General features: G+C 64.9%; 20 protein-coding genes and 2 pseudogenes. 7 read left to right on the plus strand and 15 right to left on the minus strand.

Annotated features, from left to right (window positions below):
* Positions 1-73: 73 nt before the first annotated feature.
* Positions 74-2788 (minus strand): sialidase family protein, encoded by a 2715-nt coding sequence (locus QMG52_RS01880; RefSeq protein WP_283558738.1) that lies wholly within the window; start codon positions 2786-2788, stop codon positions 74-76.
* A gap of 139 nt (positions 2789-2927) precedes the next feature.
* Positions 2928-3224 (minus strand): DUF503 domain-containing protein, encoded by a 297-nt coding sequence (locus QMG52_RS01885; protein WP_283558739.1) that lies wholly within the window; start codon positions 3222-3224, stop codon positions 2928-2930.
* A 206-nt stretch (positions 3225-3430) separates the two neighbouring features.
* Between QMG52_RS01885 and purS the strand changes: the two genes are divergently transcribed.
* The 3 genes from purS to purL are packed head-to-tail and all read left to right on the plus strand — an operon-like array spanning position 3431 to position 6806.
* The gene (gene purS, locus QMG52_RS01890; RefSeq protein ID WP_283558740.1) at positions 3431-3682 is read left to right on the plus strand and encodes a phosphoribosylformylglycinamidine synthase subunit PurS; all 252 of its coding nucleotides are present in this window, start codon (positions 3431-3433) and stop codon (positions 3680-3682) included.
* 2 nt (positions 3683-3684) lie between these two features.
* A complete protein-coding gene (gene purQ, locus QMG52_RS01895; protein ID WP_283558741.1) occupies positions 3685-4488 on the plus strand; it encodes a phosphoribosylformylglycinamidine synthase subunit PurQ in 804 nt (267 codons plus the stop codon).
* Complete coding sequence (gene purL, locus QMG52_RS01900) at positions 4485-6806, plus strand: phosphoribosylformylglycinamidine synthase subunit PurL (protein WP_283558742.1); 2322 nt, start codon at positions 4485-4487, stop codon at positions 6804-6806. Before purQ ends, purL begins: the two co-directional genes overlap by 4 nt.
* A gap of 186 nt (positions 6807-6992) precedes the next feature.
* Here the strand turns inward: purL and QMG52_RS01905 are convergent, their stop codons facing one another.
* The 5 genes from QMG52_RS01905 to QMG52_RS01925 form a co-directional block, all read right to left on the minus strand.
* On the minus strand, positions 6993-7691 hold the full coding sequence (locus tag QMG52_RS01905; protein WP_283558743.1) for a DUF1990 domain-containing protein: 699 nt from the start codon (positions 7689-7691) through the stop codon (positions 6993-6995).
* On the minus strand, positions 7688-8101 hold the full coding sequence (locus tag QMG52_RS01910; protein ID WP_283558744.1) for an MmcQ/YjbR family DNA-binding protein: 414 nt from the start codon (positions 8099-8101) through the stop codon (positions 7688-7690). Before QMG52_RS01910 ends, QMG52_RS01905 begins: the two co-directional genes overlap by 4 nt.
* Positions 8102-8186: 85 nt before the next feature.
* Positions 8187-9113 (minus strand): polysaccharide deacetylase family protein, encoded by a 927-nt coding sequence (locus QMG52_RS01915; protein WP_283558745.1) that lies wholly within the window; start codon positions 9111-9113, stop codon positions 8187-8189.
* A gap of 215 nt (positions 9114-9328) precedes the next feature.
* Complete coding sequence (locus QMG52_RS01920) at positions 9329-9751, minus strand: CoA-binding protein (RefSeq protein ID WP_283558746.1); 423 nt, start codon at positions 9749-9751, stop codon at positions 9329-9331.
* Positions 9752-9894: 143 nt separating this feature from the next.
* Positions 9895-10392 carry a DinB family protein gene (locus QMG52_RS01925; RefSeq protein ID WP_283558747.1) on the minus strand — a complete coding sequence of 166 codons (498 nt, stop codon included), beginning with the start codon at positions 10390-10392 and terminating at the stop codon, positions 9895-9897.
* Positions 10393-10622: 230 nt separating this feature from the next.
* Here QMG52_RS01925 and QMG52_RS21855 point away from each other — a divergent pair.
* Positions 10623-10804 (plus strand): annotated as a pseudogene (locus tag QMG52_RS21855) (hypothetical protein); the annotation flags it as partial.
* On the opposite strand, the gene QMG52_RS01930 reads toward QMG52_RS21855, so the two are convergent.
* Positions 10753-11010 (minus strand): hypothetical protein, encoded by a 258-nt coding sequence (locus QMG52_RS01930; RefSeq protein ID WP_283558871.1) that lies wholly within the window; start codon positions 11008-11010, stop codon positions 10753-10755. The pseudogene QMG52_RS21855 and the gene QMG52_RS01930 sit on opposite strands and share 52 nt — an antisense overlap.
* 187 nt (positions 11011-11197) lie before the next feature.
* On the opposite strand from QMG52_RS01930, the pseudogene sfnG reads away from it, so the two are divergent.
* The 3 genes and pseudogenes from sfnG to QMG52_RS01945 all read left to right on the plus strand — a co-directional run.
* Positions 11198-12262, plus strand: a pseudogene (sfnG, locus tag QMG52_RS01935) (dimethylsulfone monooxygenase SfnG); the annotation flags it as partial.
* On the plus strand, positions 12259-13602 hold the full coding sequence (locus QMG52_RS01940; RefSeq protein ID WP_283558748.1) for an O-acetylhomoserine aminocarboxypropyltransferase/cysteine synthase family protein: 1344 nt from the start codon (positions 12259-12261) through the stop codon (positions 13600-13602). The pseudogene sfnG and the gene QMG52_RS01940, both read left to right, overlap by 4 nt.
* Positions 13599-14135 (plus strand): CoA-binding protein, encoded by a 537-nt coding sequence (locus QMG52_RS01945; protein WP_283558749.1) that lies wholly within the window; start codon positions 13599-13601, stop codon positions 14133-14135. The genes QMG52_RS01940 and QMG52_RS01945 overlap by 4 nt, the downstream gene beginning before the upstream one ends.
* 41 nt (positions 14136-14176) lie before the next feature.
* Here the strand turns inward: QMG52_RS01945 and QMG52_RS01950 are convergent, their stop codons facing one another.
* From QMG52_RS01950 to QMG52_RS01980, 7 genes are all read right to left on the minus strand, one after another.
* Positions 14177-14593 carry an SUKH-4 family immunity protein gene (locus tag QMG52_RS01950; protein WP_283558750.1) on the minus strand — a complete coding sequence of 139 codons (417 nt, stop codon included), beginning with the start codon at positions 14591-14593 and terminating at the stop codon, positions 14177-14179.
* A 45-nt stretch (positions 14594-14638) separates the two neighbouring features.
* On the minus strand, positions 14639-15469 hold the full coding sequence (locus QMG52_RS01955; protein WP_283558751.1) for a carbon-nitrogen hydrolase family protein: 831 nt from the start codon (positions 15467-15469) through the stop codon (positions 14639-14641).
* 98 nt (positions 15470-15567) lie between these two features.
* A complete protein-coding gene (locus tag QMG52_RS01960; protein WP_283558752.1) occupies positions 15568-16857 on the minus strand; it encodes an adenylosuccinate synthase in 1290 nt (429 codons plus the stop codon).
* A gap of 286 nt (positions 16858-17143) precedes the next feature.
* Positions 17144-17572 carry a DUF3151 domain-containing protein gene (locus QMG52_RS01965; RefSeq protein ID WP_283558753.1) on the minus strand — a complete coding sequence of 143 codons (429 nt, stop codon included), beginning with the start codon at positions 17570-17572 and terminating at the stop codon, positions 17144-17146.
* Complete coding sequence (gene fbaA, locus QMG52_RS01970) at positions 17572-18591, minus strand: class II fructose-bisphosphate aldolase (RefSeq protein ID WP_283558754.1); 1020 nt, start codon at positions 18589-18591, stop codon at positions 17572-17574. Before fbaA ends, QMG52_RS01965 begins: the two co-directional genes overlap by 1 nt.
* A gap of 198 nt (positions 18592-18789) precedes the next feature.
* Positions 18790-20694, minus strand: a complete 1905-nt coding sequence (locus QMG52_RS01975) for a S53 family peptidase (protein WP_283558755.1) — start codon at positions 20692-20694, stop codon at positions 18790-18792.
* Between the two features lie 254 nt (positions 20695-20948).
* Complete coding sequence (locus QMG52_RS01980) at positions 20949-21524, minus strand: TrmH family RNA methyltransferase (RefSeq protein ID WP_283558861.1); 576 nt, start codon at positions 21522-21524, stop codon at positions 20949-20951.
* Positions 21525-21747 lie beyond the last annotated feature (223 nt).

A 21747-nucleotide genomic window follows, 5' to 3' on the forward strand; every position in this document is an offset into this window, starting at 1 on the left:
CTGCCGCGAGGGCCGTCGTCGGGGTTATGCCGATGGCGGCCCTCGCTGCCCGTGTGCCGGGCGCTAACTGCGTCTATTTGCTGCCGGAAGGCGTCACCTGCAGGGCGCCGAAGGAGAGCTGACGTCCTGCCGAATCCAGCACGACAAGGTCGTCCATGCCGTTCTTGGCATCGGCCGGCAGCACAAACTCGAAGCTGTTCTGCTGGTTCGGAAAGTACCACCCGGTCGGCGTGCTGCGCTTGTTCAGGTAGACGTAGTACCACTGGCCGAACTCAGCGTTGTGCACCGTCACCGTCTGACCCGTATGGTATTTGTCCGTCCCCAGTCCCAGGTCAACCGGCGGAGCTCCCTCCAGCATCTGCACGGACAACGCGGGGCTGAAGTCGGGCTTCGCGGGCTGCACCAACAGGAGCGTTGGTTGCCCCGTCAGCTGCAGTGCCGCCGGCTTGGCCCCATTCCCGGCGGTCACGGCGATCGAAACTCCGGCTACGTGCCCGGCGGCAATGTCCGCAGCCGTCAACGTGTAGCTGCTCGCGGCGGTGGCGGATTCTCCGACCCCAAGAGCGGACTGGGAGAAGCTGATTCCGCCGGCGGCCAGGTTGCTCAGGGCCACGTTGCCGGTGTTGGACACCGTGTAGCTGTATTTGATGGTGTCCCCGGCTACGGCGTAGGGCCAGCCCGGCGTCCCCGCGGTCCAGTGGGCGCTGACGGTGCCGGACAGCGCCGGGTTACGGACCAGCAGGTCTACTTCGTCTCCGGTGACGGCGAAGGTATGGTCCACCGAGTTGTTGTCCACGCCGGTGACCCAGCTTGACGTCGGCACGAAGTAACCCTGCGCGGCTTCGGCCGCCGTCACCGTGTGCTTGGGGGTTGAGCACAGGTAGGAGGCGCCCACGGCGAGGGCACCGAAACGGCAGTTTCCGGCGCCGTCGGCCGGAATAAACGGAAAGAAGGTCCCGGAAATCGGCCGAACTGATTCCGTGATGTTCCCGGCGCTGTAAACCTTGAATTGGTAGGGGACGGCATCGCCTGTCCCATAGGGGCTGGCTGCCAGGTCGCGGCCGGCATCATTGCGCTGACCGTATACGTAGGCTCCCGTGACGTTGGCGGTGGCACCGCCGGTGATGGTCACGATCGCCGCCGTCTGGATTTTGCCGGTTCCGGTGTCGAGCACGCCGGTCAGCGTCCGGTTACCGGCTTTCAGGTACGACGGCGACGTCACCGGCAGCTGGATCGTCACCGTGGCGCCGCCCGGGACGGCGGGGACATGGACCGCATCCGAGGTCCAGTCCACGGCGTCCTGCAGCGAGAGCGTACTGGCCGGGAGCGGTTGGGAATCCTTGTTGGTAATGCTGAAATTGAGCGTTGTGCTTGCGCCATTGGGAACCGAAGCGGGAGCTGCCGTGACGCTGGCGCACAGCGGGGCAAGCCACGCTTCGTCGAATTTGCCGAACGTGATGGTGTTGTTGTCGCCCTCATACAACACGCCGAAGGTCCCGTCACTCAGGGCTGTGATGGTGGAATACGACATGGCACCGGACTTGAACTGGCGTGCGCTGCTCCAGCTGGCGCCATCGTCACAGGAATACCGGACGGTGCCGTTGCTGCGGCTGGATGTACTGGCGGCGTTGGAAAACAACAGCTTCTTCGCATCCGCCGAGCCCGAGGCAGCCCCGGGGTACATCCGCGTAAGGCCCGCGTTGTTGGTCGGGTCAATCAGCGACGCGTTATTGGTGACCGCACCGTAGCTGACGCCGCCGTCGGTCGAGATAGCCGTTTTGCGCCCGTGTCCGCCGGCATTGTCCCGCGAGTTCAGCATGACGTTACCGTTGGAGAGCTCGACTGACTTGTTTTCGTCCATCGCGGTTCCGGTTGGCGCGCCCATCTGCCAGGTCTTGCCATGGTCGTCGGAATAGACACTGTAGGCCTGGATGGTGCTGCTGCCGTTGGGCTGGATAATTTTTCCGGCAAACTGCTGGATTAGCCGTCCCGCGTGGGCCCCGTATTTAAGTTGGATGCCCTCGCCCGAGCTGGCGAACATGCTGACAACGCCACCGACGTTATTGACGCCGGCTACAGTCGTGCCGTTGGGCTTGACCACGTTCGTAATCAACGGTCCGGCGAAGTCAGCGTATTTGGAGCCCGCTAAATAGCTCGACGGCGTCGGCAGGGCAGGCTGATTGGCCGGGTCCGTTGACCAGCTCAAACCGCCATCGGTCGAGACCGAGACCTCGCTGCTGATCACGTTCAGATTTGCATCATCGTTGCCGATAACACTGCCGCCGAAACCTTGATTCTTGGAGTACACGTGGAAGTTAAAGACGGCGCCGGTCGTCTTGTCCACCACATAGCTAGGGTCGCTGAAGCCGTACCGCTGCGACCCGCCGGAACTTGCCTGTCCGCGGGCGATGTAGGTCGGAGCGCCCCAGGTCACACCGTTATCGGTGCTGCGCCGCTGCACGATCGAGTTGGCGGACGGGGCGTCAGCGCCGTCGGGCCGTCCGTCGTAGGCGGCGAGCAGAACGCCGTTTCCCAGATCGGCCATCCCGACAATGCGGTAATACCGGCCCAAGACCGGATCGATGGCGTTGTCGCCGTTGCTGGCCAGCACCTGCTCGGTGTAGCTGCCCGGTGGAGACGTCGGGGTGGTGCCGTCCGCCGGAAAGGGGTTCAGTGCCGCGCTGGCCGGCACTGCCACCGAAACGATCAGGGCCGCGGCAGCCATGCCCGCCGCGGCAGCTTTACCCGCCCGCCGCCACCGGAGCTTCCTTCTGTCAAGTTTCCTCACTTGTTTCCTCAAAGACAGGACACTAATTGGCAGCTGCATCGACGAAGACCTCTCAAGACAGATTGATTACACGTGCTACATAGAACGTCCTACCACCATAGTGTGGTCCTAGTCACGTTTCAAGCAACGGGGAAATGTTTCACTCGTCGGCGCCGCTGGCGAGCCGGCGGCGGGCGCTGAGCAATTCCACTTCCTGATGGGCTGCAACCAGCCGTTCGGCGGCATCAAGCACCGCCACGACGTGGCCGCCGTCTGCGGCTACCGCGGCAATGCCGATTTGTGCCCGGCGCAACAGGTCCTGGCTTCCCGTTTCAGCTGCTGACAGCTCAAAGCGATGGCGGAGCTCGTTCACCAACGGGCGCACCACGGAGCGTTTTTGCTTGAGCGAATGCGTTTCGCCGAGAAGAATGTCGAACTCAATCCAACCGACCCACATGAGTGCATCCTGCCGCTGCGGGCCCGTTGTGGCAAGGAACCGGGGAACCTGCGTCGGCGGAGCTCGGGTTCGCAGCCCCCGCGCACCTCCCGGTAGAATGGACAGGCAAGCTCGCGGAGCGCTATCTTCACCGGCGGGGAGACCCGGCACCACAGCGTGAGACGGCACCTTCCGCGGCCACCACTTTACCATCAGGAGTTCGACGGATGCCCAGGATCGTTGTCGATGTCATGCCCAAACCCGAGATCCTCGACCCGCAGGGGAAGGCCATCGTCGGGGCGCTTCCCCGGCTGGGCTTCACCGGTTTTAGTTCCGTGCGGCAGGGCAAGCGCTTTGAGCTGACCGTCGACGGTGAGGTGACGCCTGAGATTCTGCAACAGGCCCGCGAAGCGGCCGAGAGGATGCTCTCCAACCCGGTCATCGAAGACGTGGTCAGCGTCGAAGTTGTGGCGGACTGACCATGACCGAAACTCCTCTCATCGGCTCTGCCTTGCTTGACACGTCCTTGGCCGAGGCTGCCGTATCCCCTCTTGCCGGGGCCAGGATCGGCGTCGTCACTTTTCCCGGTTCTCTCGATGACCGCGACGCTGCCCGCGCCGTGCGCATTGCCGGCGGGACCGCCGTCGAACTCTGGCACGCTGACACCGGCCCGGACGCCTTGCGCGGCGTGGACGCCGTGATCATCCCGGGAGGCTTCTCCTACGGTGACTACCTGCGGGCCGGCGCGATCTCGCGCTTTGCACCGTTGATGCAGGAGATCGCCCGGGCCGCGGACTCGGACAAGGCGGCAAGCCTGCTTCCGGTGCTGGGCATCTGCAATGGCTTCCAGATCCTCACCGAGTCGCATCTGCTCCCCGGCTCCATGCTCAAGAACGATCATCTGAAGTTCATCTGCCGCGATCAGACGCTCCGGGTGGAGAACAACAGCACGTGGTGGACGTCCGAATATGCGGCCGGCCAGGAGATCACCGTCCCGCTGAAGAACCAGGACGGCCAGTACATCGCGGACGAAAAGACGTTGGATGCGCTCGAGGCGGAGGGCCGGGTGGTGTTCCGTTACGTCGGCATGAACCCGAATGGTTCGCGCCGCGACATAGCCGGCATCAGCAATGCCGCCGGAAACGTCGTCGGCCTGATGCCGCACCCGGAGCACGCGGTTGAGGCCGGTTACGGCCCGGAATCCGCCGGCGTCCGCAGCACCGGCACGGATGGTCTGGGTTTTTTCACCTCGGTGCTTAATAAGCTTGTTGGAGGCACAAAATGAGCGGGGAGCGCCAAACCGTGGAGACCAGGAAGTTCAACATTGACTCGGTGGAACACGCGGCCGGCACGCCGGACACGCCGCTCCCGTGGGCCGAACTGGGCCTGAAGGAAAACGAATACAACGAGGTCGTGAAGATTCTGGGCCGCCGTCCCACCGCGGCGGAGCTGGCCATGTACTCAGTGATGTGGAGTGAGCACTGCTCCTACAAGTCCTCCAAAAACCATCTGCGCCAGTTTGGCGACAAGGTCACCGATGAGATGAAGGAACATCTCCTGGTGGGCATCGGCGAGAACGCCGGCGTGGTGGACATCGGCGACGGCTGGGCGGTAACCTTTAAGGTCGAATCGCACAACCATCCCTCTTTCGTGGAGCCCTACCAGGGTGCGGCAACAGGCGTGGGCGGCATTGTCCGCGACATTATTTCGATGGGCGCGCGCCCGGTTGCGGTGATGGATCCGCTGCGTTTCGGCGCCATCGACCACCCGGATACGGCGCGCCTGGTGCACGGCATCGTCTCCGGGATCGGCGGCTACGGTAACTGCCTTGGCCTGCCGAACATCGGCGGCGAGGTGGTCTTCGACGCCGTGTATCAGGGTAACCCGCTGGTGAATGCGCTGGCCGTGGGTGTGATGCGGCACGAGGACATCCGGCTGGCTAATGCCTCCGGGGTCGGCAACAAGGTGGTGCTCTTCGGCGCCCGCACCGGTGGAGACGGCATCGGCGGCGCATCGGTGCTGGCCAGCGAATCCTTCGATTCCAGCAAACCGTCCAAGCGCCCCGCGGTGCAGGTGGGCGATCCGTTCGCGGAGAAGGTGCTCATTGAATGCTGTCTGGAACTGTTCAAGGCCTCCGTGGTGGAAGGCATCCAGGATCTCGGCGCTGCCGGCATCTCTTGTGCCACCTCGGAGCTCGCATCCAACGGCGACGGCGGCATGCACGTCGAACTGACGAAGGTGCTGCTCCGCGACCCGAGCCTGACGCCGGGTGAAATCCTGATGTCCGAGTCGCAGGAACGCATGATGGCCGTGGTCACGCCGGAGAACGTCACTGCCTTTGAGGCGATCATGGACAAGTGGGCCGTGGAATACTCCTGGCTGGGCGAGGTCACGGACACCGGCCGGCTCATCATCGACTGGGACGGCGAGACGATCGTGGACGTGGATCCTCGCACGGTGGCCCACGAGGGCCCCGTGTATGACCGCCCATATCACCGCCCGCAATGGCTCGACGGCGTGCAGGCGGATTCGTTTACCGCCTCCCCTGCCGCCGCCCGACGGCCGGCCGACGGCGCCACCCTGGCAGCCGCCGTCGTCGAACTCATGGCATCCCCGAACATGTGCTCCAAGGACTGGGTCACCGACCAGTACGACCGATATGTGCAGGGCAACACGGCGCTGGCGATGCCCGACGACGCCGGCGTGGTCCGCGTTGACGAGTCAACCGGGCTGGGGGTGTCCATTTCCACGGACGCCAACGGCCGCTACTCGTACCTGAACCCGTATGAGGGCGCGCGGTTGGCGCTGGCGGAGTCCTACCGCAATGTCGCCACCTCCGGCGCACGGCCGCTCGCGGTCACGGACTGCCTGAACTTCGGCTCGCCTGAGGACCCCGAGGTCATGTGGCAGTTCGCCGAGTCCGTCCGCGGCCTTTCCGACGGCTGCAGGGAGCTGGGCGTTCCGGTCACCGGCGGCAACGTGTCGCTGTACAACCAGACCGGCGGCATTGCGATCCACCCGACTCCCGTGGTCGGCGTGCTGGGCGTGTTCGACGACGTCGCCCGGCGCACGCCGTCGGGCTGGGTTGAGGACGGCCAGGCGATCTACCTGCTGGGCACCACGGCGGACGAGTTGGACGGTTCCGAGTGGGCCAACCTGCGCGGTCATCTGGGCGGTCAGCCGCCCAAAGCCGATCTGTCGCTCGAGCGCCAGCTCGGCGAGATCCTGATCAACGCCTCCCGGGACGGCATGGTCGATTCCGCCCATGACCTGTCCGAGGGCGGTCTCGCGGCAGTGCTGGTGGAGTCCTCGCTGCGTTTCAATGTGGGCGCACGCGTAGGTCTGGATGAGGTCTGCGAACGCGACGGCGTGGACGCTTTCACCCTGCTGTTCTCCGAATCGCAGGCCCGCGCCGTCGTCGCCGTACCGCGGTCGGAGGAAATCCGATTCACTGACATGTGCACCGCACGCGCCTTCCCGGCCATCCGGATCGGCATTGTGGACGCGCAGTCCGGTTCACTTGAGGTGCAGGGGCAGTTTGAACTGTCCCTGCACGAGCTCCGGGAAGCCCATGAGGGAACGCTCCCGCGCTACTTCGACTAGCCTGCCATCGACTGTGCGGCAGGTGTCCCTTTCCGGCCGTGATCGTACACCTGCAGCACAGTGGATGATGGACGGCAGGGCGTCCAATGAGGTAGGACGACGGCGTGACGCCCTTTGCGCCGTCGGCTCGGTTTACGTGACTACCCTTGCGCCGTCGGTCCGGTTTATCCGGTTCTGCGGTTGTTTCTAGCCCCGGGGCGGCGCGGAGGCGATGTGCCGGGCCGCCTGCAGATATCGCCGGGTGACCAGCCGCTGGGAAAGGGCCGCGACAGGAGCGGCAAGACGGAAAATCAGATCCGCTGGCCTGCTGAACGCAAGCACATCAAACCGGACACTCCCGTCCTCGTCGAGCCGCACGACGAAGGCCTCCTCCCCGCTCGCCGGGTGACCCGGCAGAGTCCCGTAGCCGAAGCCGGCCAGCTGCGGCCGGAAGTTCCTGCCGTCTTCCGATTCGACGGCGGTCGGCTCCTGCGCCCAAACGACTTCGCACGGAACCGGCAACCTCAAGTCTCCGATACCGAAGCCGCTGATCACCCTTGCCCCGGGGACGGCCCGCTCGGGGCCCCGCAGCGTGAGCCCCGCACCACGCTGAATGTCCCAGCCCAAGACTGCCTCCGCCAGCCGCAGGTATACTGCCGCTCCGTACCCTACGGTGATGCTCTTCTCCACCCGTGTATATCCTGCCGGCCAGCGGGATTCCCTGATTCCCTGCTCGGCGGGGTCCACCGGGTGCTGCGCCACCGGGTGCTGCGCCGGGTCCCGCGCCACCGGGTCCTGCGCCAGCGGGTCCTGCGCCACCGGGTCCTGCGAGCCCTGCCCCAACGCGAGGAGGCGCGTCAGCCCGCGCTGGGGATAGGTCAGTTCTCCCTGCCCGGGATGCCTCATTCGGCTGTTCCGGATTCAATGATCCGGCGCCAGCCGAGGGCCTCTCGCTGGGCCTTCGTCAGCGTTGCCACCACCAGATCGTAGGAGTCCTCAATCATGTCCGCAATCATCGTGTCTTCCAGTCCCGCATCGCAGACAACACCATTCCAGTGGTTCTTATTGAGGTGGTAGGCTCCCGTGATTTCCGGGTGCGCGGCCCGCAGCTGCCGCGCCAGTTCAGGCTCGCACTTCAGGCTCACGGAGAGCGGAGCGGCGCTCAGATTACTCAACGCAAAGATCTTGGATTCGTGCCGGAAACTTCCACTGACAGGCGCCCTTACCTTGAACACAGACGATTCCGGCCCGAACGGGAAGTCCTCCAGGGTCCCGGGCAGAGCCAAGCAAAGCCGCCGGAGCTGTTGTCTATCCACAGCTGGAGCCTATACCGGCGGCCTGCGGTCCGGAACCTCGTGCACCGCCGTCGGCGCGGTCTATAGCCGTGCCCCAGGCCTGCACTCAGCCGGTCTGCAGATAATCCTCGAGCAGGACCACTTTGAGCCCTGCCGCCTTTTGCGCCGTCAGGAAGGCCTGCATGTCCGCGGCAAACTCGGGCCGGAAGTGCATCAGTACTATCTCCCCGGGCCGCAGCGCGCTGCCGTACTGATAATCCATGCCGCCGGCATTGGCCTTAGCTTCCCAGTCGATGATGGCTTTCATCCCACAGTCCGCGGCCGCCTTGCGGGTGACATTGGTGTAGGGACCGCCGGGCGGTCGGAAGAAGACCGGGCGGCGGCCGTAATTCGCCGCTGCGAAATCGGCCATCTGGCAGATCTCCGCCTTCTGCTGCTCATAGGACAAGTGGATGAAGTTCAGCTGGTGGCTGACCGTGTGGTCCTCAACAAGACTGCCGTCCGCCACAAAGTCCTTGAAGAAGCCCGGGTTGTCACTGACGAACGTCCGGGACAGGAACAGCGACGCCTTGATCCCATTGGCCTTCAGGATCTGGAGTTCCGCCGGCGTCTTGGTGGCGCCATCGTCGATGGTCAGAAAAACCACCTTCTGCTCGGTCGGGACCTTGGTCAGCACCGGCACCATGCCGTCGGTGACCGGTGGAAGAATGTAGTCCGGGACCAAGGGCGGCTCCGCAGCTGCCGGGGACGACGACGGCGTGACAGAGGCCGCGCTTGTCTCCGGTGCCGCCGTGGGAACGGCAGCGGACGCGGTTGGTGTCGACTGCGCTGTTGCAGCATCCGCCGCCATCGTTGTTGGCACGGGAGCCGTCGCGGAGGCGGTCACCGTAGCAGACCGGCCGTCCGACGACGTCGGCCCCGCATCACCGGCACCCCAAACGCCCGTCAGGACCAGAACGGAGAGCCCGAGAAGGGTGAGCGCGATCCCTATCCGGCGGGCCGGGTGCCGGAGGAAGCCGAGATGACGGGCCACTGCTTTCCTAGCTGCGAGACGACAATACAAATTGCACATGAATGGACTGCGGAGACATGGACTACACACTTGCAGACCTGGATTGCCTGGCCGCCACGGGATAGGCCCCGGTCGCTGCCCGCAGGACGTGCAGAATACATCCTACCCGTAGGCGGGGCCTGCGGGTCAGGCCGAAAATCTCAACATGGCAGGACGTGCACTGTGGGGATCCGAGGTCAGCGGCCCAGCCCTAACCGTGGCGCCTCGACGGCCGGACAGCGGTCCATCACGATGTTGAGGCCGGCCGCGGCAGCTCGCTCCGCCGCGCCGTGATCAATAACGCCAAGCTGCAGCCACACCGCCCCGGCACCAATGGCAATGGCTTGGTCCACCACCGCGCCGACCCGCTGCGAATTGACGAAGCAATCCACCACATCGACGCGCCCTGGCACGTCGGCGAGCAACTTGTAGCCGGTGGCGCCGTGCACATCCTCGCCCTTCAGGGACACCGGAATGATGTCCATCCCGAGCTGCTGCTGCAGGAATCCGGACACGCCGAGGGCCGCGCGTCGGGGGTTGTTGGAGAGGCCGACGACGGCCCACCTGGCCGGGGTGCTCAGCAACGTGGCAATGACGTGCTGATCATTGACTTTCACCATAGCCCGAGCCTACTCGCGTCCCGGTGACGCCGAGCGTGCAATCCCGCCTGGGCGCAACTGCTGGGTGCAACTGCTGGGCGGAAGCGCTTGGGCGGTGTGTGACTGTTACGCGCGCTGTCCGCAGCACGAGCGGACGCCACGCGCTACTCGCTGATTAGCTGCTCGCGCAGGATGTCTGCGTGCCCGCAGTGCTGAGCGAGCTCGCGCAGCATGTGAAGATACACCCAGCGCAGCGGGAGCGGCCCGCGCCGGTTGCCGTGGACCATGTCGTCCAGCCCCAAGGATGATGACGCGAGGCGTGATGACTCGCATGCCTCGCGGTGTGCCCGTTGAATGGTGGCAATGGTGTCGTCGTCATCGAGGATGAACGACTCATCTGGCGTCGCGGGGATGCCGATCTCGACGCGCGACCGGCACGTAACGGCTTCGTCGAACCAGACCTTCTCGACGAAGGTCGCGTGCTTCACCAAACCCAGCAGCGTCGTACGGGAGGGCACCAACGATTGGCGCACCTGCTCCTCGGTCATCCCATTCAGACAGCCATCGAGCGCATTTCGGTGCTCGTCGAGGAACACCTCGAACTGGGCCCGTGCTGGCTGATCGATGACGTCCTCGGCGAACGTCGCGGGGAGGGAAGACATGTAACCAGCATCCCAAGACCGTCGCCCAGCGGCAACTAGTGGTCCCGACAAGCCCAGGTGGCAGCGACGTCCATCCGCTGACGGCCCGCCCCGACCAAGGCACCACCGCGCTGACGGTATCGGCAGGGGCGACCGGGTGGTTATCTGGTGGCATGATGCCGTCGGGGCAGCGCCCGACGTCCATGTTCCGGAGGCCTTTGAACCCGGATCCGGTGCAACGGGTCAAGGACGCCCACAGCTATGAGATGTACGGGCCGCTGCTCAACGGCGCCAGCCAGGTGATCTTCGAGGGCACTCCGGACACACCCCGGACCGGGGCCGGCATTTGGAAATCATCGAGCCTTACCGGGTCACCAGTTACTACACGGCCCCGGCCCCGATCCGCTCGCTGATGGGCTGGTTCCCGGAGGGCGTCCCGGCGCAGTCCAATCTATTCCCCGATCCGGCTGGACCGGCCACGCCGCCGCCGTCGTCGTTGTTCCGGGTGTTCCCAAGACCCGCTCCGGCAAAATCATGCGACGGTTGCTCACCCAACTCTTCGAGGAGAAAGCCCTGGGCGACACCACCTCCCCGCAGAATGAATCCGCCATCGCCGGAATCCGGCTGGCACTGGCCCACAGGCCAAACGCAACGCGGCGCAACAATCTTGGCCCGCCGCCATCGGAAAAGGATAGTGGAAGGTGACCATCCCGAGCGGCTGAGAGATCTGGCTCATTGATGCCGCAGCAACCCTGGCCTGTGCTACCCGCGCCCGGGCAGAGGACGAGGGCCCCAGGATGAGCTTGCGTCGAGCAGCGCACCGGGCTGGGATTTCGACTACAACAAGAAACTGGCCCGGATCGCGGAGAATGCCGGCTTCGAATACGCGCTAACCCAAGCCCGTTACGCCGCGTCCTACGGCGCCGATAAACAGCATGAAGCAACCAGCTTCTCGCTGGCGCTGCTCGGAGCCACCGAGCGGCTCAAGGTCATAGCGGCGGTCCATCCGGGCATGTGGCAGCCCGGTGTGCTGGCAAAATTCATCATCACGGCCGACCATCTCTCCAACGGCCGGGCGGCAGTCAATATCGTCTCCGGTTGGCTTAAGGACGAGTTCGTGAACTTCGGCCTGCCGTGGCTTGAACACGACGAGCGCTACGTCCGGACGGAGGAATTCATCCGTATTCTCCGCGGCCTGTGGACCGAGAAGGAGTTCGCGCAAGCCGGAAAGTACTACGACATCAACAACGTCACCCTCAGTCCCGCTCCGCTGGACATCCCCGGCCGGGCACACCCGGAGATCTTCTTCGGCGGTAACTCCACCGCTGCGCAGGCCACTGCCGGGCGGGTCGCCGACTGGTATTTCTCCAACGGCAAGGACCTGGCGGGGTTCACGGAAAACATCGCCGGGGTGCGGGCCGCGGCCGTCCCGGCCGGACGCACCCCGCGCTTCGGGCTGAACGGATTTGTAATTGCCCGGGAGACCGGAAAGGAAGCCAAAGAAACCCTCCGGGAGATCGTGGCCAAGGCCCACCGGCCCGCCGTCGAGGGTTTCAAGGCCTCCGTTCAGGAAGCTGGGGCGGCCACCGCCGACGGCAAGGGCATGTGGGCGGATTCGAGCTACGAGGATCTAATCCAGTACAACGACGGCTTTAAAACAGGTCTGATCGGGACGCCGGAGCAGATTGCCGAACGCATCGTTGAATACAAGAAAATCGGCGTGAACCTGCTGCTGACCTGCTACCTGCACTTCCAGGAGGAAGTGCAGTCGTTCGGCCGCGACGTCATGCCGCTCGTCCGCTCTCTGGAAGCCGAGCTGGCGGCCAGGAACGGCGTCGAATTCAAGGCAGCGGATGCCTCGCCGACCGCGGAAATGGCGCTGATCCGATGAGCGAGCGGAAATTCGGGTTCCGAACGCGTGCCCTGCACGCCGGCGGGACACCGGACGCCACGCACGGCGCCCGTGCCGTGCCCATCTATCAGACCACCTCCTTCGTCTTTAAGGACACCGACGACGCCGCAAACCTCTTTGCGCTGCAGAAATACGGCAATATTTACTCCCGCATCGGCAACCCGACGGTGGCAGCCTTCGAGGAGCGGATAGCGTCCCTCGAAGGTGGCATCGGCGCCGTGGCCACGTCCTCCGGGATGGCGGCGGAATTCATCACCTTCGCCGCGCTGACCGGGTCGGGTGACCACATAGTCGCGTCGTCCCAGCTGTACGGTGGCACCATCACCGCGCTGGACGTGACACTGCGCCGCTTCGGCGTGGACACCACCTTTGTCCCGGGGACCGACGCCGCGGACTACGCCGCCGCCGTCCGGCCTAACACGAAGGCCGTCTACACCGAGATTGTCGCCAATCCCTCCGGTGAGGTGGCCGACCTTGCGGGGCTGGCCAAGGTGGCGCACGACGCCGGCATTCCGCTGATCGTCGATGCCACGCTGAGCACTCCGTACCTGATCCGGCCCTTCGAGCACGGCGCGGACATCGTGATCCATTCGGCCACCAAGTTCCTCGGCGGCCACGGCACCACCCTTGGCGGCGTCGTCGTCGAAAGCGGGCGGTTCAACTGGGGCAACGGCAACTTCCCGCAGATGACCGAACCGGTGGAGTCCTACGGCAATGTGTCCTGGTGGGGGAACTTCGGCGAGTACGGGTTCCTGACCAAACTGCGCTCCGAGCAGTTGCGCGACATCGGGCCCGCACTCTCCCCGCAGTCGGCATTCCAGCTGCTGCAGGGGGTGGAGACTTTGCCGCAGCGCATGGACGAGCATCTGGCCAACGCCCGGAAAGTGGCAGCATGGCTGGAAGCGGACGAGCGGGTGAGCTACGTCAGTTACGCCGGTCTGCCGTCGCACCCGCACTACGAAAGGGCCCGCAAATACCTGCCGCAGGGCGCCGGCTCCGTCTTCTCGTTCGGTGTTAAGGGCGGCCGGGAAGCCGGGAAGCGCTTCATTGAGGCGCTGCAGCTGGCCAGCCACCTGGCCAACGTCGGCGACTCACGCACGCTCGTCATCCATCCGGGCTCGACGACGCACCAGCAGCTTTCGGCCGAAAAGCTGGCTGCCGCCGGGGTACCAGAGGACCTGGTCCGGATCTCCGTGGGGCTCGAAGACCTGGAGGACATTCTGTGGGATCTGGACCAGGCGCTGGCCGCGTCGCGCACCGCTCCGCCGGACGAGGTGGCCGGGCCTGTCCAGACCGCAACGATCGGAGCACACCCATGAGCCGTCCCCCGTCGGTCCCGGCCACCGACCGCCCGAGCACCGAAGAAAACGCCTGGACCTGGGCAGGACCATCGGCGCCGGAGCGGTTGACTATTCTGCGCAACACCACCTCCATTGCCATTGTCGGGGCCTCGGACAAGCCCTCCCGGGCCTCCTATTTTGTGGCCAGCTACCTGCAGTCCTCCAGCCGGTACAAGGTCTACTTCGTCAACCCGGTGGTCAAGGAGATCCTCGGCCAGCCGGCCTATGCTTCGCTGGCCGACCTCCCCGAGAGCCCGGATCTGGTGGATGTCTTCCGCCGGCACGACGATCTGCCCGGCGTGCTGGAGGAAGCTGCCGCAGTAGGGGCCCGGACGCTGTGGCTGCAACTGGGGTCCTGGCACGAGGAAGTGGCCCGAAATGCCGCGGCGGCCGGTCTGCAGGTAGTGATGGACCGCTGCATCAAGATCGAGCACGCCCGTTTCCACGGCGGACTCGGGCTGGCCGGCTTCGACACCGGAGTCATCTCCGCGAAACGGCAGCTCACCGCCTGACCAACTCACCGCCTGACACTGTGCAGGTCACGGGCCGCTGATCAGCTGCTGTTGCTGAGTTCCTCCGCATACAGCGACCAGAACTCATTGGGCCGGGCCGCCGCGGGATCAACTTTTTTCAGCCGGGTCTCAAAATCGACCGCCACCCGGGCGAAATCGGCGTCGTCGTCTTCCGGGCCAACCGAATCCCTATCAATGGCGCCCCACAGGGTGGCAATTTCCACCAGCTGGGCCAGCGAGGAAGCCATCAGACTTTCATCGTCCTCACAGACGCAGTAAACCGCCCCGGTGCTGCGGTCCACGGCCACAAACTGGAAATCCCCGTCATTGAAGACGACGGCGCGGCCGGATTCGTCATTGCTGAAGGGAGGTTCGAGCCACTCGCCGTCGAGCGGAATGTCCTCCAGGCCAATGGGTACCAGCGGCGCCAGACCCTCGGCAATCTGATTATCGTCCATCGAATCCTCCCATCTTCCTGAGACTAGCCACCGGCCACGGGCCCGTCAATGGTCCACGGCTCCGGGAGCCGTAATGTTGGGAACAACCTCGTAGCTGCTCGTCAACCGGCGGTTCGCCAGCACCGGCAGGAACTCCCGGACCTCGTCGATGCGCTTCCGGGTGACCGCTGCGGTGGCGATCCCTTCCTCCTCGTCCTTGAGGAAATCCTGCGGGACGCCCATCGGATCCACTATTACCGAATGGCCAATGCAGTGCCCGCTGGAGGTTCCGGCGGCGGCCACCCAGCAGGTATTCTCGATAGCGCGGGCCCTGAGCAGAGTCTGCCAATGATCGATCTTGTGTTCGCCCTTGAACCAGGCGGCCGCCACACAGATCAGATCGGCCCCCTGCACCGCTAGGGCGCGCGCCATTTCCGGAAAACGCAGGTCATAACAGGTCATGATCCCTATCCGCAGGCCGCCGATCGGCACGACCTTCAGGCCGCCGTCGCCCGGTTTGATCCGCTGCGATTCCTGATAGGAGAAGGCATCGTAGAGGTGCAGCTTCCGGTAGGTCTCAAGGATTCTGCCGTCGTCGTCGATGGCGATCAGGGTGTTGAACGGGCGCTGCTCACCGCTGGACTCATAACCGCCTGCAATGACGGCGATGCCCACCTGGCTGGCGATCAGCGACAGACCCTGCACAAACGAGGTCCACTGGGCGTCCACGGCGGCGGCGAAGTCCACCTCCACCCGGCCTACCGAAAACATGGACTCCTCCGGGAACACGATTAGCGCCGAACCCCCATCCCGGGCACTCGCCGCGAGCCGACGCATGACAACGAGATTCCCATCGACGTCACCGCCCGGATTGAACTGCCCTACGCTGACCTTCATCGTCACTCCTGCGCTGGATTCTATCTTCCCAGCCTAGCCGCTGCCGGGCCGCCCGTTAAGAGCGCACGCGTGGGGGCCCGTGCCGTCTCGGCTGGCGGTCAGCTGCCGATGAGGTCGTGGATCACGATCGTCTGATCCCGGTCGGGGCCCACCCCGATCGCGGAGATCCGGGTGCCGGACATGGACTCCAGCGCCCGCACGTAGCGCTGCGCGTTCTCCGGGAGATCCGCCATGGTCCGGGCGCCGGTGATGTCCTCGGTCCAGCCGTCGAAGTACGCAAAGATGGGCTTGGCGTGATGGAAATCGGTCTGCGTCATGGGCACCTCGTCAAAGCGTTCGCCGTCGATGTCGTAGGCCACGCAGACCGGAATCTGCGCTATCCCGGTCAGTACATCGAGTTTGGTGACGAAGTAGTCGGTGAAGCCGTTCACCCGCGAGGCGTACCGGGCCAGCACAGCGTCGTACCAGCCGCAGCGGCGCGGACGTCCGGTGTTGACACCAAATTCCCCGCCGGTCTTCTGCAGGTATTCACCCATTTCGTCGAACAACTCCGTGGGGAACGGACCCGCACCGACGCGCGTCGTGTATGCCTTGATGATGCCCACGGCGCGGTTGATCCGCGTCGGCCCGATGCCGGACCCCACCGAGGCGCCGCCGGCTGTCGGGTTGGAGGAGGTCACGAACGGGTATGTGCCGTGGTCCACGTCAAGGAACGTGGCCTGGCCACCTTCCATCAGGACCACCTTGCCGTCGTCGAGCGCCTTGTTGAGCACGTATTCGGAGTCAATGACCAGCGGCAGCAAGCGCTCGGCGAAGCCGAGGAAATACGCCACGGTCTCATCGATGCTGATCGCGCGCCGGTTATAGACCTTGACCAGCAGTTCGTTCTTCTGCTGCAGCGATCCTTCGACCTTCTGCCGCAGGATCGACTCGTCGAACACATCCTGGACGCGGATTCCGAGCCGGGCCACCTTGTCCATGTAGGCGGGTCCGATGCCGCGGCCGGTGGTGCCGATGGCGCGCTTACCCAGGAAACGCTCGGTGACCTTATCCAGCACCTGATGATACGGGGCCACCAGGTGAGCATTGGCGGAGACGCGGAGCTGGGAGGTATCGGCGCCGCGGGCCTGCAGCCCCTCGATTTCGGCAAAGAGGGCCTCAAGGTTCACCACGCAGCCGTTGCCGATGATCGGCACGGCGTTAGGGCTCAGAATGCCGGCTGGAAGGAGCTTGAGTTCGTACTTCTCACCGCCGACGACGACGGTATGGCCGGCGTTGTTGCCGCCGTTCGGCTTGACCACGTAGTCAACGCGGCCGCCAAGCAGATCGGTTGCCTTGCCTTTGCCTTCGTCGCCCCACTGGGCTCCAACGATTACGATTGCGGGCATGGGATACTCCCCCATCAGTTGGACGTCCGGCCGCGGGCCCTGCTGGGCAACCGGCCGTGCGCCACGCATCAGAATGCCCCACACACGTACCCATACCAACGGCCGGCGGAATCCACCGGCCGTTTCGGGTCACAGAGTTCGGGGCTCTTACCCGCCAAGTTTAGCCGACTTCCACTCCCGGCGCGGCCGAGACGGCACGGCCGAGACGGCGGCTTATACGACTGTGCAGCAAATGTCATTTTCAGAACTGAGAAGGACACCTGCTGCACGGTCGATGCTGCCCGTGCTATGCTGAGCGGCCCTCGATGGCGGCCGCGGCCAGCGGATCGGATTCGTTGAGGAACGTAGAGATCCGAGCCGCTTCCTCGGTCTCGCTGATCGCCCCCGCCGCGCGGCCGAGCGCATAGAGCGCCCGCAGGAAGCCGCGATTCCCCTCGTGCTCGAAGGGGACGGGACCGGTTCCTCGCCAGCCGCTGCGGCGCAGCGCATCCAGCCCGCGATGGTACCCGGTCCGTGCGTAGGCGTAGGACTCGATGATCCGGCCCTCTGCGTAGGCCTCGTCCGCCAGCATTGCCCACAGCAGTGACGATGTCGGGTGCGTGGCTGCCAGATCCACGGCCTCGTCTCCTGCCGCCAACCGGACTTCAATGTCGGGTTCGCCCGGCAATAGCGTCGGCTCCGGGCCCAGCAGGTTCCGGCGGAATTCGTCGGACATTAGGACGTCTTACCGGCGGAGCCGAGTTCCTGGGCAGCGAGGACAACGCGGGCCGCCAGGCCCTTTTCGGCAGCCGCTCCCCAGACCCGGGGATCGTATGTCTTCTTGTTGCCCACTTCGCCGTCCACCTTGAGCACGCCGTCGTAGTTCTTGAACATGTGGTCAGCCACGGGGCGCGTGTAGGCGTACTGGGTGTCGGTGTCGATGTTCATTTTAATGACGCCGTAGGAAACGGCGTCCTTAATCTCCTGCTGGCTGGAGCCGGAACCGCCGTGGAAGACCAGGTCAAACGGGTTGGCCTTGCCCAGCTTGGCGCCGACCTGCTCCTGGATATCCTTGAGGATTTCCGGGCGCAGCTTGACGCCGCCGGGCTTGTACACGCCGTGCACGTTTCCGAAGGTCAGGGCGGTGATGTAGCGGCCATGCTCCCCGGCGCCGAGGGCCTCGACGGTGGCCAGGCCGTCGGACACGGTGGAGTAGAGCTTGTCATTGATGGCGTTCTCCACGCCGTCTTCCTCCCCGCCCACGGCGCCGATCTCCACCTCGAGGATCATGTGCGCGGCGGAGGTGCGGGCCAGCAGCTCACGGCCGATGCGCAGGTTCTCCTCCAGCGTCTCGGCGGAACCGTCCCACATGTGGGAGTTGAAGATCGGGTCCTTGCCTGCCTTCACCGCGGCCTCCGAAGCAGCCAGCAGGGGCAGCACAAATCCGTCCAGTTTGTCCTGGGGGCAGTGGTCGGTGTGCAGCGCCACGTTGACGGGGTAATTTTTGGCCACCTCGCGGGCGAAGGCGGCGAAACCGAGGGATCCGGCCACCATATCCTTCACGGAGGCGCCGGACCAGTATGCCGCCCCTCCGGTGGAGACCTGGATGATGCCGTCGCTGCCGGCATCGGCGAAACCCTGCAGGGCAGCGTTCAAAGTCTGCGACGACGTGACATTGACCGCGGGGTAGGCGAAACCGCCGGCCTTGGCGCGGTCAATCATTTCGACGTATTTGTCCGGGGTTGCAATGGGCATGCTGACTCCTTCTGAAGGACCGTGAATGGGCGTGCTCCGCCGTGCCGCTCTGGCGTTGGCTACGTCTATCCTAGCCAGATCCCGGCTGCCCGTGCAGAAGGTGGCCGACAGGACGACGGCGGCGGACACCCCACGCGGCAGGGCACCATGCCTGCCGCGCAGCACCTGCGTGCCACCGCCGATTGACGGCCCTGTCTGTTAACCGCCCTGGCGGGCGAGCAGCGTGGCCAGGTTCAGAGACACGCTCCCCACCCCCGTTACATCGTCATATCCCGCCGCCGTAGTAAGTGAGGTGTCCGTATCTGTGCTGATGAGATAGCTGAGCCCGGTGGACGGACGGGTGAACGCGAGTGCCTGGCGCGGGGTCTGCGGCTGGACGTCGCGGAAGAGGAACGACGCGTAGCGGGCCAGCAGGTAAACCGTCGGATTGGCGAAGCCCACCGTGCTGTGCGTGAGCTGCTGGGCTATGGCCATCTGCGCGGCCGTCACCGGTGAGGCCAACGATGTGCCCCCTACCGTGACGTTCTCGTACGGCCCGGTAGCCAAAGTCGTGTCATCAATGATCGGCCGGAACCCCGTCTGGTATCCCGTATAGGGGTCCGCGACTGCGGCAACGTCGGGAGAGACACGATGGCCATTGGCCAGCGCATCCGGAACGGCGCCGCGCTGGTAGGCGGGTTGATCAAACACCGCGCTCCGTCCGCCGCCGGCACCGAACCGGAAAGTTCCCGGCAACGGTCCCGCGTAGCTGAGGTTGCCCGCGCTGTCCTTCACGATGCCCTGCAGGGAAGATCCCCAGCCTGCTTCGAAGAGGTAGTTCCCATTCTGCCCGACTGCCAGACTGGTGCCGCCGACGGCGGTGACCCAGGGCGAGCTGGCGGGGAAGTCCGGCGATGTGTAGCCCAGCTTGGCGCGCTCATCGCCATTGTCGCCGGAGGAGAAGTACAGTCCGATGCCCTCCGCAGCGGCCTGGATGTGCTCGTTCACCTCCCCGGCCAGCACGTCGGCGGATACGTCCTCGCCCACATTGCCGTAGCTGTTGCTGACGATGTTTGCGAGACCGCCGTCAAGAATCGTGGCCATGGCCACGTCCAGGCCGGCGTTGCAGTTCGTGCCGCCCACATAAAGGACTTTCGCACCGGGCGCGAGCCCGTGGACGGCTTCGACGTCCAAGGTCTGTTCCGTCTGCCAGCCGCTCGGTTCCTGGCAGATCGCCTGGTCCGTGAACTCGGAGGGCGCAGGAACGATCTGCTCGTAGGTGCTGCCGTCCAGCACCGGCAGCCCCGCCGCCGATGAGAAGGTATTGACGTCCTCCACAATGGTCGGTGACGCGTAGGCGTCGATGATGGCGACGGTTTGTCCACGGCCGTCGATTCCGGCCTTTGCGTAGTCCGCGACGCCGTAGGCGCTTTGGAGCTGGGCTGGCTTGTAGCCGCAAATGTATGTCCCGTATCTCGTATTGCCGGCATAGGCCGGCGGTACGGTCACGGTGTTCTGGTCCCAGTAGTTTGAGCATGGCGTCGCCAGCACGGGTGCCGCCGCGGCGAACCGGTTCGCGGACGGTTCGTCCTGCTTCACCAGATCGGGGCGCGTCAGCAACCGGCTCTGGTCGATGCTGATCCCTTGGACTTTAGCTGCCAGCGCTGCCGGAAGCGACGGCGGCGCGGCAGGCGCCAGGAGCGAGGCACCACCGTGGCTGTACAGGTGCAGTTCGGTTCCGAATGCCGAGCCCATCCGGCCGGCGGGACCGCGGAAGACCACGAACTGCCGGCTCGCCGGAACGTCCGTGATGGTCATGCCCTTGGCCTTCAAATGCGCGACGACGGCGTCAACGTCGGCCTGAGTGGGCGAAAAACGCTGAATCCACTGCTGCGGGCTGAGCGGCTGCTTGTAGCTGCCGGAACCGGGCGTTGAAACAGCCGTTGCCGTGGCGATGGCGGCATCCACGTTACGCAGGCTCAAGAAGACTTCACCTTCCACGGATGTGTCCGCGGCGGTGCCTAGATCGTTCGCAGCGGTGGCCCAACCGGGAACCGAACCGGGAAAGGCCTGGTTCGAGGGGGTCGGGGCAGCCATGGCTGCCGTGGCAGTGAGGCCCACCACGCAGGCTATACAGCTGCCGAGGGCGATTAACTTTGTGATCCTATTATTTGGGTGTGTCGAGTTGAGGTGTGTCGAGCTTCTCATGAGGAGCCTCCGACTAAGCGGGCACCCTTTGCGCCCACACAACCGAGAGCCTAAACCCGCCCGGTGGCTCCGTACAGACCACCGCCGCAAGATTATCCTGTTTTTTCAGCCAGCCAGCCGATTCCCGATGTGCATCCAGGGGATACCTCCCGAAGCCAGTGCGCCGCCGGCTACACCTGCTGGGCAAAAATGTGCCGTCGGACCCAGGCATGCATGGCGATAGCGGCGGCGGCGGAGGCATTGATGGACCGGGTTGAGCCGAACTGCGCGATGGACAGCGTTGCCTCGGCCATGGCATGGACCTCGTCGGTCAGCCCCGGGCCTTCCTGACCGAGGACCAGGACGCAGTCCCGGGGCAGGTCATAGGTTTCCAGCGGAACCGAATCGGGGAAGTTGTCGATGCCGATCACGGCCAGCCCCTCCGACCTGGCCCACAGCACGAAGCCCGCAACGGACGGATGGTGGCGCACATGCTGATAGCGGTCCGTCACCATCGCCCCGCGCCGGTTCCACCGCCGTCGGCCGATGATGTGCACTTCCTTGGCCAGAAACGCATTGGCGCACCGCACGACTGAGCCGATATTGAGATCGTGCTGCCAGTTCTCGATGGCGACATGGAAGTTATGCCGCTTGGCATCAAGGTCGGCCACAATGGCCGCATGATTCCAATAGCGGTACTCGTCAACCACGTTGCGCGTGTCACCGTTGGCCAGCAGCTCGGGGTCCCAGTGGTCCCCCGTCGGCATGGCGCCCTTCCATGGACCCACGCCCACTGCATGCTGTTGCGGGTCCACGCCGGCCGTGCCGGCGTGGTCGGACTGGGGTTCGGACACGGTATGCACTCATCAAGAGTACCGGCGGCGCGGATGTGAGGAAGACCTCACCCGGCGGGAAGCCAAATCTGGAAGACTTATCCCCGGGCCTTTGTGTCCCCGCGACTGGGATCAGGCCAAACTGGGATCCGGCCGA

The organism is Paenarthrobacter sp. PH39-S1 (assembly GCF_030063245.1).
Lineage (GTDB): Bacteria > Actinomycetota > Actinomycetes > Actinomycetales > Micrococcaceae > Arthrobacter_M.